The organism is Neptunicella marina (genome assembly GCF_014270035.1).
Lineage (GTDB): Bacteria > Pseudomonadota > Gammaproteobacteria > Enterobacterales > Alteromonadaceae > Neptunicella > Neptunicella marina.
On sequence record NZ_JACNEP010000004.1, the window covers coordinates 294,967 to 310,861 of the forward strand.

Genomic DNA, 15,895 nt, shown 5'->3' on the forward strand with positions numbered 1-15,895 from the left:
GATGAACCAACAGTTATTGATTAATTTTGTATATGTACTTGCTGCCACCCTGTTTATTTTTGGCTTAAAGCAATTAAGTCATCCATCCAGTGCCAGACGCGGCAACTTACTCTCTGCATTAGGTATGTTGCTGGCGATTGTGATTACTCTCTTGGATAAGTCGATTGTGTCTTTTGAGTGGATCGCCATCAGCATGGTATGTGGCGCATTAGTTGGTGGTTTTGCCGCACGTAAAGTGGCAATGACCTCGATGCCGGAGCTGGTTTCTCTGTTTAACGGCATTGGTGGGCTGGCCAGTTCGGCTATTGCGATTGTTGCTTTGTTAGCAAATCCCAGTCCTTTTGTTGCAGCCGTGAGTGTATTGGCGTTATTAATTGGAAATGTGACTTTTTCAGGTTCACTGGTGGCCTGGGCCAAGCTCAGTGAAAAAATCAGTGGCAGGCCTCTGCTATTTTCGGGGCAGAAATACGCCAATGCCCTTTTGATTGTAATGATGTTAGCAGCCGCTGTGGCAACCGTCGTTTATCCACTGCAACCACAGTGGTTGTGGGCACTGGTGGCGTTAAGTTTGTTGATGGGCATTTTAGTGGTGCTACCGATTGGTGGCGCTGATATGCCAGTGGTTATTTCGCTGCTTAACAGTTATTCGGGTTTGGCTGCCTGTGCGGCTGGTTTTGCCCTTGAAAATAATCTGCTGATTGTCGCCGGTGCACTGGTGGGCGCCAGCGGTATTATTCTGACCAACATTATGTGCAAAGCCATGAACCGCTCGCTAAGTCATGTGTTGTTATCAGGCTTTCAGGATGTGGTCAAAAGCACGCTTACCATTGAAGGCGAAATCAAACCCATGAGTGCAGACGATGCTTATTACGTGCTGGATGCTGCGCAATCTGTGTTGGTGATCCCGGGATACGGCATGGCGGTGGCTCAGGCGCAACATGCAATGAAAGAGTTGCAGCAAGTACTGGAAAAAAACGGTGCAGAAGTGGTGTATGCCATTCACCCAGTGGCTGGGCGTATGCCTGGACACATGAATGTATTACTGGCCGAAGCCGATGTGCCATATGATGTTTTACTCGAAATGGATGCGGTCAATCCACGTATCAGCAGTTTTGATGTGGCAATTGTGATTGGTGCTAACGATGTGGTGAACCCTGCCGCGCGCGAAATGGTCGGTAGCCCTATTTATGGCATGCCGGTGATCAACGCCGATTTAGCCAAAAATGTTTTTGTATTGAAACGCGGCATGGCAACGGGGTTTGCTGGCATTGATAACCCGCTGTTTTTTAAAGACAACTGCCGGATGATTTTTGGTGATGCCAAACAAACGCTGACCCAGCTCACCAGGCAATTTGCTGAACAATAATCTGAATTAGCATAACGAATAACTAAGCGTGGCAGTCTGGTACTGCCACTTTTTCATTTAAACAGGAACACAAACATGCAGTCATTTTCCTCCCTGATGGGAAATCAAACCCTACTCCCAATCATTACCGCACAAACCCCGGAACAGGGAGTAAGCATTGCACGTGCAATGTCACAGGCGGGTATCAAATTAGTTGAGGTAGTGCTGCGTACGCCAGCCTCTCTCGAAGCGCTACAAGCGATCAAAGCGGAATTACCAGAACTGATTGTGGGTGCTGGCACAGTGTTAGATGCGGCACGTTTACAGCAAACGATTGACGCCGGCTCAGACTTTATTGTTACTCCGGCTATTTCCGACAAATTATTATCTGCTTTAGCCGAGAGCCAGATTGCTGCTTTACCCGGCGTTTCAAATACCGCCGATATCTTACTGGCATCGGAGCATGGTTTTAATGAGTTGAAATTGTTCCCGGCATCTTTGTGTGGTGGCGCAGCGTTTTTAAAAGCGGTTAGCTCGGTATTTCAGGGCATTAACTTCTGTCCAACCGGAGGCGTGAGTGCGGATAACAAACAGGATTATTTGTCGTTAAATAATGTATTTGCGGTGGGCGGAACCTGGGTGTCTAAAGCTGAGTGGGTTGAGGCACAAAACTGGCAGGCGATTACGGACGCTTGCGTTAAAGCTAATAGTTAATTGAATTAAGCCCGCATTTGCGGGCTTTTTAATGCTGTTAATTCACCTGTGTAACTGGGTGCTGAAGTTTTGCCAGTTCCTGATCAAGTAACTCGGCAAACTGTTGCTGTGTTTTTTGCGGCTGAACACCCTGTGGCCACAGCGCAACAATATGATACTCAATACTGTCGCTGCTTGGTTTAAACTGCACTAAATCATCGTACTGGCCATCGAGTAAACGTTCGACCTGGTCAACTCGGTAAAACAAGGCAAAACCTAATTCATCATCATCACCTGCCAGACTTTGTTTGCCATAACGTGCGATATATCCCCAGGTTTCACCGCGTTTTTGCAGTTTGACTGTGTTGGGGTGTTTGACTAATCCTGTGACTAAATTATCTACTGGCTCTGAGGTCGAAGCGGTAATGGTTGCACCGTTATCACCGGCGTTAACCTGATAGTGAGTGCTTAAATCTATGGTTTTGTCGCCAACCGTCCAGTTTTTGTAATCGACAGAAAATGAGGCCGATAATTTATCGTTGGTGAGCTGTTGATAGGTCATGTTTTCATGCTGTTGGAAGTGCATCACGTTATCACCGTCTAACCGCCCTAAGGCACCGACACCCAGCGCTTTACCTACTTTGAGAACATCCTGTCCCCAGTCAGAAGAGTGATGGTAACTTTCATAACCATCCAGACCTACGCCCGGTAACACCATATCACTGGTTTTTTTACCGTAAATGTCAATTGCGTTGCGCCAATCCAGATATAAGCGGAAACCGATTTTGTCATTTTCCCAGCCTGGGCCTTCATAACGCAGATAATAAGAATGGTCGGTAAGTTGTGGTGGTGTAACAAAATGGTCTACCGGCTCAAAAGTAAAGGCATCGGCTTTGTAGTCTTTACCATCCCAATGGCCACCAGTACGACGGCTTAGCTCAACGTGCGCCATATCAGCCAGAGTCACATTATTATCGGCCGTTAACTGCAATGTTTGTTGCTGTCCTGGAGCGACATTGACTAATAAACGCGCGGTATCTGCCTGACCATCCTGATCATTGTCTACCAATTCCACTTTGGCGTTATGGTCGCTTTTATACTGGGTCTGCATCGACACTTGGTTATTAAGTGGCACATTGATGACTTGAGAAAGTGGACTGCCATTAGCGGGGTTTTTAATTTTAATCTGCATGCCATCATTGGTTTGTGAACCGCAGCCGGAAACTAAAAAGGCTGTCATAAGAGCAAGGCTGCTGAGCTTGGTTTTATACATGTGAAATCACCTTAAACACGTTCATAGCTAATTTTGTAAGAGTTAACAGCGATGACATTGCGCAGGCTGTTAACCTGATTGTTGTTTCCTTGTTTAATCTACAACTTGTAAGCGCATTTTATTTACAATTGCGCTACACAGCGCGTATTTAACCGTTTTTTAAGATACCTATAAAATCAGGTGCAGAGTCAATATAACAAGGTTTTTAAAAAAAGTATTGACAAAATGCCACCGGTGGCAATAACGTTGTCACCCTGTAGTGACAATGTAAATAAAATGTAGTTTGCAGGTTAAGCTTCACAGCTCAAAGTACAATCGAATTAGACGCTTTTATTCAAATAAGAATATTAATATTTTTATTTGAATAAAAATGCAGTGGTCTGCTTGCGCCATTTGATGTCACTTAATAGGCTTCTTGGCCATGACAAATAAACAGGAGCAGACAAGTGAATATGCAGGATTTTTCTCTAACCGGAAAAACAGCGTTAGTGACCGGCGCCAGCCGCGGATTGGGGCAAGCTATTGCAGTGGCCATGGCTGAAGCCGGAGCCAATGTTGTCTGCAGTAGTTCGCGTGAAGGCGGCTGCGCTGAAACATTAGATTTGATCGCAAAAACATCGCAGCAAGGCTTTGAAATTGCTGCGGATTTGAGCGATGAAAAAGCAGTAATGCAAATGGCAGAAAAGGCAAAAGCCTTTAGTGGTGATATTGATATCCTAGTCAACAATGGTGGCACGATTCATCGTCATCCTGCAGTGAGCTATCCGATGGCGGAATGGCGTAGAGTACTGCAGGTCAATCTGGATGCCAGTTTTATGTTATGTCAGGCCGTTGCTGAAGGCATGATGAAAAACGGGCAGGGCAAAATTATCAATATCGCATCCATGCTGTCTTACAGCGGTGGTATGACGGTACCAGCCTACACCGCCAGTAAACATGCTATTGCCGGTTTAACCAAAGCCTTAGCTAACGAGTGGGGTCAGCATAACATACAGGTTAATGCGATTGCGCCGGGTTACTTCCGTACTGATAACACAGAAGCCCTGCAGCAAAACACCACCCGCTACAACGAAATATTGCAGCGTATTCCTGCTGGTCGCTGGGGTGACCCGGAAGACTTGCAAGGCGCGGCGGTATTTTTAGCCAGTCATGCCAGTAATTATGTTAATGGCCATGTACTGGCAGTCGATGGCGGCTGGCTGGCACGATAAGAGATTGAACCATGACAACTGAATATGAAGTACGTTATGCCGTTGGGCAACGCGAAGTAAAACAGTACGATACCAGTGAATTACGCTGTGAATTTCTGGCTGACAATATCATGCAGCCGGGCAAGGTTTACTGGGTATACAGCCACTATGAGAGATTCATGGTAGGCGGCGCTGTTCCAACCAATGCGGCATTAACACTGGACACCATTGATCCGCTAAAAAGTGATGCATTTCTGGCCCGTCGTGAACTGGGCATTATCAACGTAGGTGGTGCAGGTAAAGTGCACGTTGGTGAGCAATGTTTTGAGCTTGCCACTGAAGAGGCGCTTTATGTAGGACAAACAACTGAAAGCGTGGTTTTTGAATCACTGGACGTTGCTAATCCCGCACGTTTTTATCTTAATTCCGCGCCTGCTCATCATGCTTATCCTCACAAAAAAGTAGGTAAAGCCGACGCTAATGTGTTGCATATGGGCGCGGGCGAAACCTGTAACGAGCGTGATATTAACCAGCTGATTATTAGTGGTGTGGTGCAAACCTGCCAGTTGCAAATGGGCTTAACTCGTCTTAATCCCGGCAGCAACTGGAATACCATGCCCGCTCACCAGCATGACCGACGCAACGAAGTGTATTTTTATTTTGATTTAGAACCGGAGCAAGCGGTTTGCCATTTTATGGGCGAACCCACCGAAACCCGTCATATCTGGGTGGGTAACGAAAACGCGGTGTTATCACCTCCCTGGTCAATCCATTGTGGTGTAGGAACTGGCAGCTACGCCTTTATTTGGGGCATGGCTGGCGAGAACCTTGATTACAACGATATGGATAAATATCCGCCTGATCAATTGCGTTAATAGTGGCCTACCGGTTTGCAGTCGTTGGAGACATTTAGATGAAGTATTGGAGACGTTTACCTGTCGTATTGGCAGCCTGTACAGCAGTGTTGCTGGCAGGGTGTGCCAAACAGGATGACACGGTAATTCTACGTTTAGGGCACTCGCTCGATACCCAGCACACAGTGCATAAAGCCATGGTGTATCTGGGACAACGTCTTGAGCAGTATTCTCATGGCAAAATGAAAGTGGTGATCTATCCCAGCAGTCAGTTGGGTTCTGAACGTGAGATGGTTGAACTCCTGCAAATTGGTAGTCTGGCTATGACCAAAGTCTCGGCCAGTCCGCTGGAAGGTTTTGCGCCTGAAATGAAGCTTTTCAGTATTCCTTACGTGTTCCGTGACCGCGATCACTTCTGGCGAGTATTAAACAGTGACTTAGGTATGTCGTTATTAAAAGGCGTTGAAAAGGTACGTTTAAAAGGCCTGGGGTATTACGATGCCGGTAGTCGTAGTTTCTACACCACCGATGCGCCAATCCACACACCTGCGGATTTAAAAGGTAAAAAAATCCGGGTACTGAACAGCCCGACAGCGGTAAAAACCGTGCAGGCACTGGGCGGTGCCGCAACACCTATTGCCTGGGGCGAGCTGTATACAGCGCTGCAACAAGGCGTGGTTGATGGTGCGGAAAACAATCCGCCTAGTTATTATTTATCACGTCACTATGAAATTTCACGTTATTACTCTTTGGATGAGCACACTTCAGTACCCGATGTGATGCTGGCCAGTCTGAAAGTGTGGAACTCACTCACTGAACAGCAGCAACAATGGTTAAGCATGGCAATGGCTGATTCGGTGGAGTATCAGAAAAAACTGTGGAAACAAGCATCTGACGAGGCGCTTGAAGCAGTAAAAGCCGATGGTGTTGAAGTGATTTATCCTGATAAACAAGCGTTTCGTGATGCAGTTAAACCTTTCCATGATTCATTTAAAGGCACCGAAGTAGGTCGCATTATGCAACAAGTAGAGGCGATGTAAGCCATGAATGTGATTATTCGATTATTAGATAAAGTGCTGAGTTATGCGTTAATTGCCGCCATGGCCAGTATTCTGCTGGTGGTAAGCTGGCAGGTGATTTCCCGTTATTTACTTTCAGATCCAAGCTCAGTGACTGAGGAACTGGCGCGCTTTTTACTGATTTGGATTGGTATGCTGGGCGCGGTATATGCCTTTCGCACCCATGCGCATTTAGGGCTGGATATTGTGGTTGATCGTATGCAACCAGCCAAAAAACATCTGGTGCAAATTTTTGTGCAGCTCTCCGTTATCGTGTTTTGTGCACTGGTGATGGTATATGGCGGTGCAGAACTGATGGAGTTGACCTTAGATCTTAATCAAATCTCAGCAGCCCTAGGTATCAAAATGGGCTTTGTATATTCAATTTTACCTATCACCGGCGGCATGATCTGCCTGTACGCAATACATAACATTGGCTGCATCCTGCGCGGCGAAGAAGAGGGGCGCCACTAATGGAAATGACAGCAATTGTACTACTGGTGGTGTTTTTTGCGCTGTTGGTATTAAGTGTTCCGGTATCTTTTGCTATTGGTTTAGCTACGTTAGCGACCATGGTCATGAGCATGGATATGACGCCAGCGGTGACCACTATGGCGCAACGTATGGCCGGTGGTTTAAACAGCTTTGCCTTATTAGCCATCCCGTTTTTCGTCTTATCCGGACAAATTATGGGGCGTGGTGGTATCGCCAAACGTTTAATCGAATGTGCGATGGCGTTAATTGGTGCGCTGCCTGGCGGTTTAGCGTTAGTTAACGTTGTATCTTGCATGTTGTTTGGGGCGATATCAGGTTCAGCGGTAGCCGCAACGTCGGCCATTGGCAGCTTTATGTTGCCGGAAATGAAAAAAGCCGGTTACGACGAAAACTTTAGTGCGGCAGTTACCGCGGCTGCTTCAACCACAGGTTTATTAATCCCACCGAGTAACATCTTAATTGTGTATGCGATTGCCAGCGGTGGTGTATCCATTGCCGCCTTGTTTATGGCTGGTTATTTGCCGGGTATTTTAGTTGGTCTGGCGTTAATGGTGATTTGTTTTATTCACGCCAAACGTAAAGGTTATGCAACCAGTGCACGTCTGCCAGTCAAAGTGGTGGTAGAAAAAGTACTAGCTGCTGTTCCCAGTTTATTCCTGATTGTCTTGGTGATTGGCGGCATTATCGGTGGCATTTTCACTGCCACTGAAGCGGGCGCGATTGCGGTGTTTTATTCGATGTTGTTATCGATAGGAATTTACCGTGAAGTAAAGTGGGCTGAATTTCCCCAGCTGTTATTAAAAGCAGCAGAAACCACCTCTATCGTGTTGTTGTTGATTGCGGCATCTACTGCCATGTCGTGGTTATTATCTTTTGAAAATATTCCACAAACCTTTAGTCAGTTTTTGCTTGAACTAAGTGACAACCCGATTGTTATCTTATTACTTATCAATCTGGTGTTGATTGTGGTCGGTGCTTTCCTGGATATGACGCCAGCGGTATTGATTTTCACCCCAATCTTTTTACCGGTCGCCATGCAATTAGGCATGTCACCGCTGCAGTTTGGCATCATGATGGTGCTTAACCTGTCAATTGGCTTATGTTCACCGCCGGTGGGGGCCGTGTTATTTGTGACCTGTGCTATCGCCAAAACCAAGCTGGAACGCATTATTAAACCCCTGTTGCCACTGTATATCGCGATGTTTGTGGTGCTGATGCTGGTTACTTATGTACCCTGGATCAGTGAAGTGGTACCTAACATGTTAGGACTGTAACCGATGGAAAGATATCTGATCCCCGGTGTTGTGCATGCCTGCGAATTGCTGCGCTTGTTAGCGCAAAATGGTAAAGGCATGACCTCCCAACAAATCGAAGTGGCACTTGATCTGCCTCGTACCACGGTTTTCCGTTTGCTGCGCACGCTGGTGTCGCAGCAGATGTTGGAAAAGCGCAACAAGAAATATTTCTGTGGTGCCGATTTGATGAATGTGGGGCTTCAGATTATCAATTCCGATCGTTTGCATCAGGTGGCGATTCCACATGTGCAACGTTTAGCATTAACCACAGGACACACGGCTCATCTGGCAGTACCGCATCATGGCAGTGCATTGATTGTGGAAGTTTTTGATAGCCCACATCCGTTAAAAGTGGCCAGTCGTCCGGGATTGCGAGCGTTAATGCATTGCTCTTCAACCGGTAAGATTTTCTTAGCTTTTTTGTATTACGACAATCTGGAACTGTTGTTTGAAAACAAGGAAATGGAAAAACGTACCGCCAATACCATTACGAATCTGCCTGATTTGAAAAAAGAACTGCAGCGGGTAATGGCGTTGGGTTATGCGGTGGATGATAAAGAATATCACGAAGATGTGCGCTGCTTAGCGGCGCCGGTGCGCGATAACCGCGGTATTGTGGTCGGGGCGATTGGTATTACCGGCCCCGCTACCTCATTTACCAAAGCACAAATTCCTATGATAGCTGCACAGGTTAAAGCGGCTGCCTGCGATATTTATAAAGATGTGTATCAACAGCATTCATTGTCACAGGAGAAAACGGGATAATCTTGTAACAATCAGTCACTTAGATTAGTGTCGAACGGTTTTAAGATTAGTTGAGATAACCCATGAGCGATAAAAAGCCAACCATAAACGATGTAGCCAGAGAAGCCGGTGTCTCAAAACGCACCGTGTCCCGTGTGATTAACGGCTCGGCTAATGTCGGTGAAAAAACGCAAAAGCTGATCCAGTCAGTGATTGAGCGGTTAGATTATTCACCGGATAAACAGGCAAGGGGATTAGCCTCCAGTCGTTCATATTTGCTTGGTTTAATCTATGACAACCCGGACGCCTTGTATATCGATCAGGTGCAGCGCGGTGTGCTCGAAGTCTGCTCTAAACAAGGATACGAACTGGTGGTTCACCCCTGCCAGTACAGCAGTGACAAACTGGTTGAGGACTGTCAGGGGTTTATTCGTCGTTCCAAAATTGATGGGGTGATTGTGCTGCCTCCTGTTTCGGAATCCAAACAACTGGCGGCGGCATTGCGTGAAAACAATCAGTGTTATGTGCGCATGGCATCAGTGGATTTAGATGATCATATGAACATAGTAGTTTCAGATGAGCGCGCAGCGATGGCGGAAATGGCGCGTTATCTGGTTTCGATGGGGCACCGTGACATTGCCTTTATTACCGGACCTCTTAGTTATTATTCCTCACTGGAACGTTTAGCCGGTTTTCGCAGCACCTTGCAGCAACTGGGACTGGCGCTGCCGGAGTCACAGGTTTTTGAGGGGCAGAACAGCTATCAAAGTGGCATTGATGCTGCCAAACGCATTTTAAGCAAAACCACTCGTCCAACTGCGATTTTTGCCAACAACGATGAAATGGCTGCCGGGGTGCTTAAAGTCGCCCATAACATGGGAATTAACGTGCCTGAGCAACTGTCTGTTGCTGGATTCGATGACAACTTACTGGCATCGCGCATTATTCCGTCTCTTACCACTATTCAACGCCCAGTGGGGGCCATGGCGGCATTGGCTGCGCAAAAGATTATTCGTGCGATCGAAAAAAGTGATCCGGTTTCCAGTGAAAGTGACTTTCTGGTGAAACCCCATTTAATTATCCGGGAATCAACCGCGCCCTGCACCAAAAGCTGAGTACTAGCTGGTTCAGGGACATATTTAAATAAGGATTAGGTTAATGAAAATAAGTACCCTGAACGTGGCGAAGATCGCTGCTTTTGCTTGCTTGTTGCAAATAGCTCAAGTTGCCAATGCTGCTCAACAAAGTTGGGCTGAGAGAATGGTGCAGTCAGAAATGGCGCGTCATCCGGAAGCCTGGAGCATGGAAGAAGCTAAAAAACCAAAGTGGAACTACACCCAGGGATTGGTGTTGCTGGCTATCAGCAAACAATACGAAAAGAAACCGGATCCCAAGTTACTTGCTTACATTAAAGCTTACGCTGATTTACTGATTGATGAAAAAGGCGATATTCGTGGTTACAAGATGAGTGACTACAACATTGATATGATCAACGCCGGTAAAATTTTGTTTTTCCTGTACGAACAAACCCAGGACCCACGTTACATGCGTGCTATGCATATAATGCGTGAACAAATTGCTGGTATGCCGCGTACCTCTGAAGGGGGCTTTTGGCACAAAAAACGTTATCCATTCCAGATGTGGTTAGATGGCTTATACATGGGCGCGCCTTTTTACGCTGAATATGCAACCTGGTTTGCCGAAGATAAAGACACCTTTGATGATATCGCTCAGCAATTTAAACTGATCGAACGTCACGCCAAAGACCATAAAACCGGTTTGTTGTATCACGGCTGGGATGAAAGCCGCCAGCAAAAATGGGCAGACCCCAAAACCGGTACTTCTCCTAATTTCTGGTCGCGTTCACTGGGCTGGTATGCCATGGCATTAGTGGACGTGTTGGAATATTTCCCGAAAGGCCACAAAGACCGTGAATTCTTAATCGAAAGTCTGCAAAACCTGGCAGCCGCCGTCACCAAAGTGCAGGATAAATCAGGCTTGTGGTATCAGGTAACAGATCAAGGTGATCGTAAAGGTAATTATCTGGAAGCCTCGGGCACCAGCATGTTGGTTTATGCACTGGCGAAAGGGGTTAACCAGGGCTATCTGGACAAACAGTACTGGCAGGTCGCACAAAAAGGTTATCAGGGTTTACTGGATAAACTTATCAAAGTGGATAGTGGCTTGGTGAATATTACTCAGGTTTGTGCCGTTGCCGGTTTGGGTGGTGATCCATACCGTTCAGGCTCATTTGATTATTACGTAAATGAAAAAATGCGTGATAACGATCCTAAAGCGACCGGACCATTTATTATGGCGAGTTTAGAGCTGGGTAAATAAGCATTACATTGCCACCGGAATCTGTTAATTCAAGGTAACAATAACGATTACAAACCTTAAGCTACATTTGACGAAAATACAGATGCGTCATACAATGCCACCGGTGGCAAAAGTAAAGTCAAATAATAACAAAAATGTCGAATTGCTGGTTTTGTGAGCGTTTTAGTCTCAAAAACGCCAGTTGAGACAGCCAATCAGTAAAAGGAGTGATTGTATGATCGCCAGACGAACATTTATTAAATCGGTTGTAGCCACTGCGGTAGCCGGACTAGTTAGCGGTTGTGGCCGTAACGAAATGGCTAGTGCATCAAGTGCGCCTGCCGCTGGCGGAACCCGCTGGAAACTGGCTGATGAAATTCGTCGTAGTGTGCGTCAGGTTGCCTTTGCTGATCAGGAATTTGTGATTACAGATTTTGGCGCCAAAGCTGAATCTGGTGTGGATAATACACAAGCCATTAAACAAACCATCGAGGCTTGTCATCAAGCTGGCGGTGGACGTGTGGTAGTACCGGCTGGACGCTTTGAAACCGGTGCTGTGCATTTACTTTCCAATGTGAATTTACACCTGCAACAAGATGCGACCCTGGCCTTTTTAACCGATCCGGCCAAATATTTGCCTGCGGTATTTACCCGTTGGGAAGGTATGGAAATGATGGGTTATTCACCGCTTATTTACGCCTTTGAACAAACCAATGTGGCGGTAACAGGTACAGGTACATTAGATGGTCAGGCCGATGACAATACCTGGTGGCCGTGGAAAGGCAAGAATAAACATGCCCACTGGCGCCAGGATCCGGTTGAACTCACACAAAAACCGGCACGTGATAAATTGCAGCAGCAAGTGGAAGCAGGCATACCTCCAGAACAGCGACTGCACGCCGAGGGCTCTTTTTTACGTCCGGCATTTTTCCAGCCTTATCGTTGTCATCAGGTACTGATTGAAGGGGTGACTATTGTAAATTCACCTTTTTGGTTAATTAACCCTGTATTGAGTGAAGACGTTACCGTGCGAGGCGTGACCTGCCGTAGTCATGGTCCAAATAACGATGGTTGTGATCCTGAATCCTGTAATCGTGTACTGATTGAAGATTGTTTATTTGATACCGGTGATGACTGCATCGCAATTAAATCAGGGCGCAATGCCGATGGTCGCCGTGTAAATACACCTTGTCAGAATATCCTGGTGGAAAACTGCCAGATGAAAGACGGTCATGGTGGTTTGGTGATTGGTAGCGAAATTTCAGGCGGCGCACGCAATATCTTTATGCAGAATTGCCATATGAGCAGCCCGGAGTTGGAACGTGCTATTCGCATTAAAACCAATTCCATTCGTGGCGGGGTAATTGAAAACATCAATGTGCGCAATGTTGATGTGGGGCAGGTCAAAGATGCGATTGTGGTGAACTTCTATTACGAAGAAGGTGATGCAGGCAGCTTTGACCCCGTAGTACGTGATATTCATATCGAAGATTTTACGGTGGAAAAAGCCAAACATGCCATGGTGATCCGTGGCTTTGACCGTGCACCAATCGAAAATCTGTTGTTAAGAAACTGTCGTTTTAATCAGGTTGCCAAACCTCAGGTGGTTGAGCATGTGAACAACATCACACTGGATAATGTGTGGGTTGCTGACAAGCCACTGACGGCCAAAGATTTGGTTACCCAGTGAGATAAATTCCATGAAAGCGTTAATTCATATTCATCCCAATGACAATGTCGCAGTAGCAACCCGTGATTTAGCCGCGGGTGAGCATATTGATGAGCTGGATTTGACCTTAACCGATGATATTCCTAAAGGTCATAAAGTGGCCCTAAGCGATATTGCCGAAGGTGATATCGTGGTCAAGTATGGTTTTGAAATTGGTGGTTGTACGGCGGCGGCTAAACGTGGCCAGCATATTCACAGCCATAACTTAAAAACCAATTTACGCGACGGCACTCAATATCAATATCAGCCAGTACAAGCCAAAGCGGTTGAGCCAAAAGCGGTGCCAACTTTTAAAGGTTATCGCCGCGCCAATGGTAAAGTGGGGATACGTAATGAGGTATGGATCATCAACACCGTGGGTTGCGTTAACCGCACAGCACAGCGCATTGCAGATGTGTGCTCTAAACGTTTTGAAGGTCGTGCTGATGCGTTTGTGGCCTTTACTCATCCCTTTGGCTGCTCACAGCTAGGGGATGATTTAAAAGACACCCGTGCTGTGCTTGCTGCCTTGTTAACTCACCCCAATGCCGGTGCGGTTTTGGTGGTGGGATTAGGGTGTGAAAACAACCAAATGGCTGATTTACTGGTGGCGGCCGGTGAATATGATAAGTCGCGTATTCGATTTTATAATTCCCAACAGGTGGGCGATGAGGTAGAAACCGGCGTCGATGCAATTGAAGAAATGTTGCCGCTGCTGGAAACCGATCAACGTGTGGATTGTCCCGCCTCTGAATTAGTGCTGGGCATGAAGTGCGGCGGCTCTGATGCCTTTAGTGGTATCACAGCCAATCCACTTGTTGGACGTATGTCAGATAAAATCACCCAGCTGGGTGGTAGCGCTATTTTAACCGAAACCCCTGAAATGTTCGGTGCTGAGCAAATTCTGATGAATCGTGCCAGCAGTGAACCAATTTATCAGCAGATAGTGTCGCTGGTGAATGATTTTAAACAGTACTTCATCGCACACAATCAGCCTATTTATGAAAATCCATCACCCGGTAACAAAGCTGGTGGATTAACCACGCTGGAAGAAAAATCACTGGGCGCGATTCAAAAAGGCGGTCAGGCGATTGTGAATGAAGTGCTGGATTACGGTCAGCCACTTTCTAAAAAAGGGTTAGTGCTATTACAAGCGCCGGGTAACGATGCGGTGTCATCCACCGCGTTAGCAGCCAGTGGCGCACATATGGTGTTATTTACCACAGGTCGCGGTACGCCGTTAGGTTTCCCGGTGCCGACGGTAAAAATTTCTTCAAATACTGATTTAGCCACACGTAAGCCGCATTGGATTGATTTTAACGCCGGCAGCGTACTCGATGGCGTGGACATGGAGACATGCGCGGATCAGTTTTTTAATCAGTTGTTGGCTATTGCATCCGGTCAGCCAACCAATAACGAACAAAATGAATGCAGAGAGATCGCCATCTGGAAACGTGGCGTCACTCTCTAATTTAGGTAACAGGAGCCTGTAAATGGTTAACTCAACTTCCCCATTGTCATTGCATGCAGACAGACTATTCCCTGCTGATGCGAAAGTCAGAGACATCGCCCGTGCGTTGTATAACGAGATTAAAGACTTACCTATCATCAGCCCGCATGGTCACACCGACCCGCGCTGGTTTGCCTACGATGAAAGCTTTGGTAATGCCACTGAATTGCTGATCCGTCCTGATCACTATGTTTTCCGTATGCTTTACAGTCAGGGGATCTCGCTGGAGTCTTTGGGTATTCCACGCTGGGATGGTGGCGAAGTCGAAAAAGACCCGCGTAAAATCTGGAACCTGTTTGCTAAAAATTATTACCTGTTCCGTGGCACGCCGTCACGCATGTGGTTGGATACCGTATTCCACGATGTCTTTGGGTTGCGTGTGCAATTAAATGAACAAACTGCGGACCAGTATTACGATTCAATTACTGAGCAATTAGCGACAGATGCATTCCGTCCGCGTGCCTTGATGGACAGATTTAACATCGAATTAATCGCCACTACAGAAGGTGCGTTAGATCCATTACCTCACCACCAGGCTATTCAGGGTACACCGTGGCAAAAACGCGTGATTACCTCGTTCCGTCCTGATGATGTGGTTGATGCCTCACGTGACGATTTTGCCACTAATGTGGCAAAACTGGGCGAAATGACGGGGGAAGATACCCAAAGCTGGAGTGGTTACTTAGACGCTATTCGTAAGCGTCGTGAATGGTTCCGCCAAATGGGCGCAACTGCCACTGACCACGGTCACCCAACCGCATTAACCGCTGATTTAAACACCAGCGCGTGTGAAGCCTTATTTGCCCGTTGTTTAAAAGGTGAAGCCAGCGAGCAGGAGCAGGAAATTTTCCGTGGCCAGATGTTAACTGAATTGGCCGGAATGAGTATTGAAGATGGCATGGTAATGCAAATTCACCCTGGCGCTTTCCGTAACCATAACCCTGAGTTGTTTACTAAGTTTGGTCGCGATAAAGGTGCGGATATTCCATCGCAAACTGAATATGTACAGGCGCTTAAACCGTTACTGGATAAATACGGCAACAATCCAAAGCTGAACATTATTTTGTTCACGCTGGATGAAACCGTTTATGCCCGCGAATTAGCACCTCTGGCTGGCCATTATCCAAGTCTGAAATTAGGGCCTGCCTGGTGGTTCCATGATTCGCCGGAAGGTATGTTGCGTTTTCGTCATCAGGTTACCGAAACCGCAGGTTTTTATAACACGGTTGGTTTTAACGATGATACCCGTGCTTTTTTATCGATTCCTGCGCGCCACGATGTTGCACGTCGTATTGATTGCCGTTTTCTTGCTGAGTTAATTACTCAGCATCGTATTAACGAACAGGAAGGGTTTGAACTGGCGCATGATCTCACTTACAACCTGGCCAAAAAAGCCTACAAACTGGGATAA

General features: G+C 46.7%; 14 protein-coding genes. 13 read left to right on the plus strand and 1 reads right to left on the minus strand.

Annotation, left to right across the window (positions count from 1 at the left end):
- Position 1 precedes the first annotated feature (1 nt).
- A complete protein-coding gene (locus H8B19_RS07270) occupies positions 2 to 1,366 on the plus strand; it encodes an NAD(P)(+) transhydrogenase (Re/Si-specific) subunit beta (protein ID WP_186506132.1) in 1,365 nt (454 codons plus the stop codon).
- 75 nt (positions 1,367 to 1,441) lie between these two features.
- Positions 1,442 to 2,059, plus strand: coding sequence for a bifunctional 4-hydroxy-2-oxoglutarate aldolase/2-dehydro-3-deoxy-phosphogluconate aldolase (gene eda / locus H8B19_RS07275; RefSeq protein ID WP_186506133.1), 618 nt, complete (start codon positions 1,442 to 1,444; stop codon positions 2,057 to 2,059).
- A 37-nt stretch (positions 2,060 to 2,096) separates the two neighbouring features.
- Here the strand turns inward: eda and H8B19_RS07280 are convergent, their stop codons facing one another.
- Positions 2,097 to 3,311: a DUF4861 family protein gene (locus H8B19_RS07280; RefSeq protein WP_186506134.1), complete on the minus strand. Its 1,215-nt coding sequence runs from the start codon at positions 3,309 to 3,311 to the stop codon at positions 2,097 to 2,099.
- 452 nt (positions 3,312 to 3,763) lie between these two features.
- Between H8B19_RS07280 and kduD the strand changes: the two genes are divergently transcribed.
- From kduD to uxaC, 11 genes are all read left to right on the plus strand, one after another.
- Positions 3,764 to 4,522 carry a 2-dehydro-3-deoxy-D-gluconate 5-dehydrogenase KduD gene (kduD, locus tag H8B19_RS07285; protein ID WP_186506170.1) on the plus strand — a complete coding sequence of 253 codons (759 nt, stop codon included), beginning with the start codon at positions 3,764 to 3,766 and terminating at the stop codon, positions 4,520 to 4,522.
- Between the two features lie 11 nt (positions 4,523 to 4,533).
- Positions 4,534 to 5,376, plus strand: coding sequence for a 5-dehydro-4-deoxy-D-glucuronate isomerase (kduI, locus tag H8B19_RS07290; RefSeq protein ID WP_186506135.1), 843 nt, complete (start codon positions 4,534 to 4,536; stop codon positions 5,374 to 5,376).
- Positions 5,377 to 5,414: 38 nt separating this feature from the next.
- Complete coding sequence (locus H8B19_RS07295) at positions 5,415 to 6,395, plus strand: TRAP transporter substrate-binding protein (RefSeq protein WP_186506136.1); 981 nt, start codon at positions 5,415 to 5,417, stop codon at positions 6,393 to 6,395.
- A 3-nt stretch (positions 6,396 to 6,398) separates the two neighbouring features.
- Positions 6,399 to 6,887 carry a TRAP transporter small permease gene (locus tag H8B19_RS07300; protein WP_186506137.1) on the plus strand — a complete coding sequence of 163 codons (489 nt, stop codon included), beginning with the start codon at positions 6,399 to 6,401 and terminating at the stop codon, positions 6,885 to 6,887.
- Positions 6,887 to 8,182 carry a TRAP transporter large permease gene (locus H8B19_RS07305; protein ID WP_186506138.1) on the plus strand — a complete coding sequence of 432 codons (1,296 nt, stop codon included), beginning with the start codon at positions 6,887 to 6,889 and terminating at the stop codon, positions 8,180 to 8,182. Before H8B19_RS07300 ends, H8B19_RS07305 begins: the two co-directional genes overlap by 1 nt.
- Before the next feature lie 3 nt (positions 8,183 to 8,185).
- Positions 8,186 to 8,968: an IclR family transcriptional regulator gene (locus tag H8B19_RS07310; RefSeq protein ID WP_186506139.1), complete on the plus strand. Its 783-nt coding sequence runs from the start codon at positions 8,186 to 8,188 to the stop codon at positions 8,966 to 8,968.
- A 62-nt stretch (positions 8,969 to 9,030) separates the two neighbouring features.
- Complete coding sequence (locus tag H8B19_RS07315) at positions 9,031 to 10,062, plus strand: LacI family DNA-binding transcriptional regulator (protein ID WP_186506140.1); 1,032 nt, start codon at positions 9,031 to 9,033, stop codon at positions 10,060 to 10,062.
- A 43-nt stretch (positions 10,063 to 10,105) separates the two neighbouring features.
- The gene (locus H8B19_RS07320; protein ID WP_186506141.1) at positions 10,106 to 11,287 is read left to right on the plus strand and encodes a glycoside hydrolase family 88/105 protein; all 1,182 of its coding nucleotides are present in this window, start codon (positions 10,106 to 10,108) and stop codon (positions 11,285 to 11,287) included.
- Positions 11,288 to 11,501: 214 nt separating this feature from the next.
- Complete coding sequence (locus tag H8B19_RS07325; protein ID WP_186506142.1) at positions 11,502 to 12,956, plus strand: glycoside hydrolase family 28 protein; 1,455 nt, start codon at positions 11,502 to 11,504, stop codon at positions 12,954 to 12,956.
- A 10-nt stretch (positions 12,957 to 12,966) separates the two neighbouring features.
- Complete coding sequence (locus H8B19_RS07330; RefSeq protein ID WP_186506143.1) at positions 12,967 to 14,445, plus strand: UxaA family hydrolase; 1,479 nt, start codon at positions 12,967 to 12,969, stop codon at positions 14,443 to 14,445.
- A gap of 22 nt (positions 14,446 to 14,467) precedes the next feature.
- Complete coding sequence (gene uxaC / locus H8B19_RS07335) at positions 14,468 to 15,895, plus strand: glucuronate isomerase (protein ID WP_186506144.1); 1,428 nt, start codon at positions 14,468 to 14,470, stop codon at positions 15,893 to 15,895.

Coding starts and splice junctions, on each gene's coding strand:
- H8B19_RS07305 (WP_186506138.1), top strand. CDS start 6,887: ATGGAAATGACAGCAATTGTACTACTGGTGGTGTTTTTTGCGCTGTTG.
- eda (WP_186506133.1), top strand. CDS start 1,442: ATGCAGTCATTTTCCTCCCTGATGGGAAATCAAACCCTACTCCCAATC.
- H8B19_RS07280 (WP_186506134.1), bottom strand. CDS start 3,311: ATGTATAAAACCAAGCTCAGCAGCCTTGCTCTTATGACAGCCTTTTTA.
- H8B19_RS07310 (WP_186506139.1), top strand. CDS start 8,186: ATGGAAAGATATCTGATCCCCGGTGTTGTGCATGCCTGCGAATTGCTG.
- H8B19_RS07315 (WP_186506140.1), top strand. CDS start 9,031: ATGAGCGATAAAAAGCCAACCATAAACGATGTAGCCAGAGAAGCCGGT.
- H8B19_RS07270 (WP_186506132.1), top strand. CDS start 2: ATGAACCAACAGTTATTGATTAATTTTGTATATGTACTTGCTGCCACC.
- H8B19_RS07330 (WP_186506143.1), top strand. CDS start 12,967: ATGAAAGCGTTAATTCATATTCATCCCAATGACAATGTCGCAGTAGCA.
- H8B19_RS07325 (WP_186506142.1), top strand. CDS start 11,502: ATGATCGCCAGACGAACATTTATTAAATCGGTTGTAGCCACTGCGGTA.
- kduI (WP_186506135.1), top strand. CDS start 4,534: ATGACAACTGAATATGAAGTACGTTATGCCGTTGGGCAACGCGAAGTA.
- H8B19_RS07300 (WP_186506137.1), top strand. CDS start 6,399: ATGAATGTGATTATTCGATTATTAGATAAAGTGCTGAGTTATGCGTTA.
- H8B19_RS07320 (WP_186506141.1), top strand. CDS start 10,106: ATGAAAATAAGTACCCTGAACGTGGCGAAGATCGCTGCTTTTGCTTGC.
- H8B19_RS07295 (WP_186506136.1), top strand. CDS start 5,415: ATGAAGTATTGGAGACGTTTACCTGTCGTATTGGCAGCCTGTACAGCA.
- uxaC (WP_186506144.1), top strand. CDS start 14,468: ATGGTTAACTCAACTTCCCCATTGTCATTGCATGCAGACAGACTATTC.
- kduD (WP_186506170.1), top strand. CDS start 3,764: ATGCAGGATTTTTCTCTAACCGGAAAAACAGCGTTAGTGACCGGCGCC.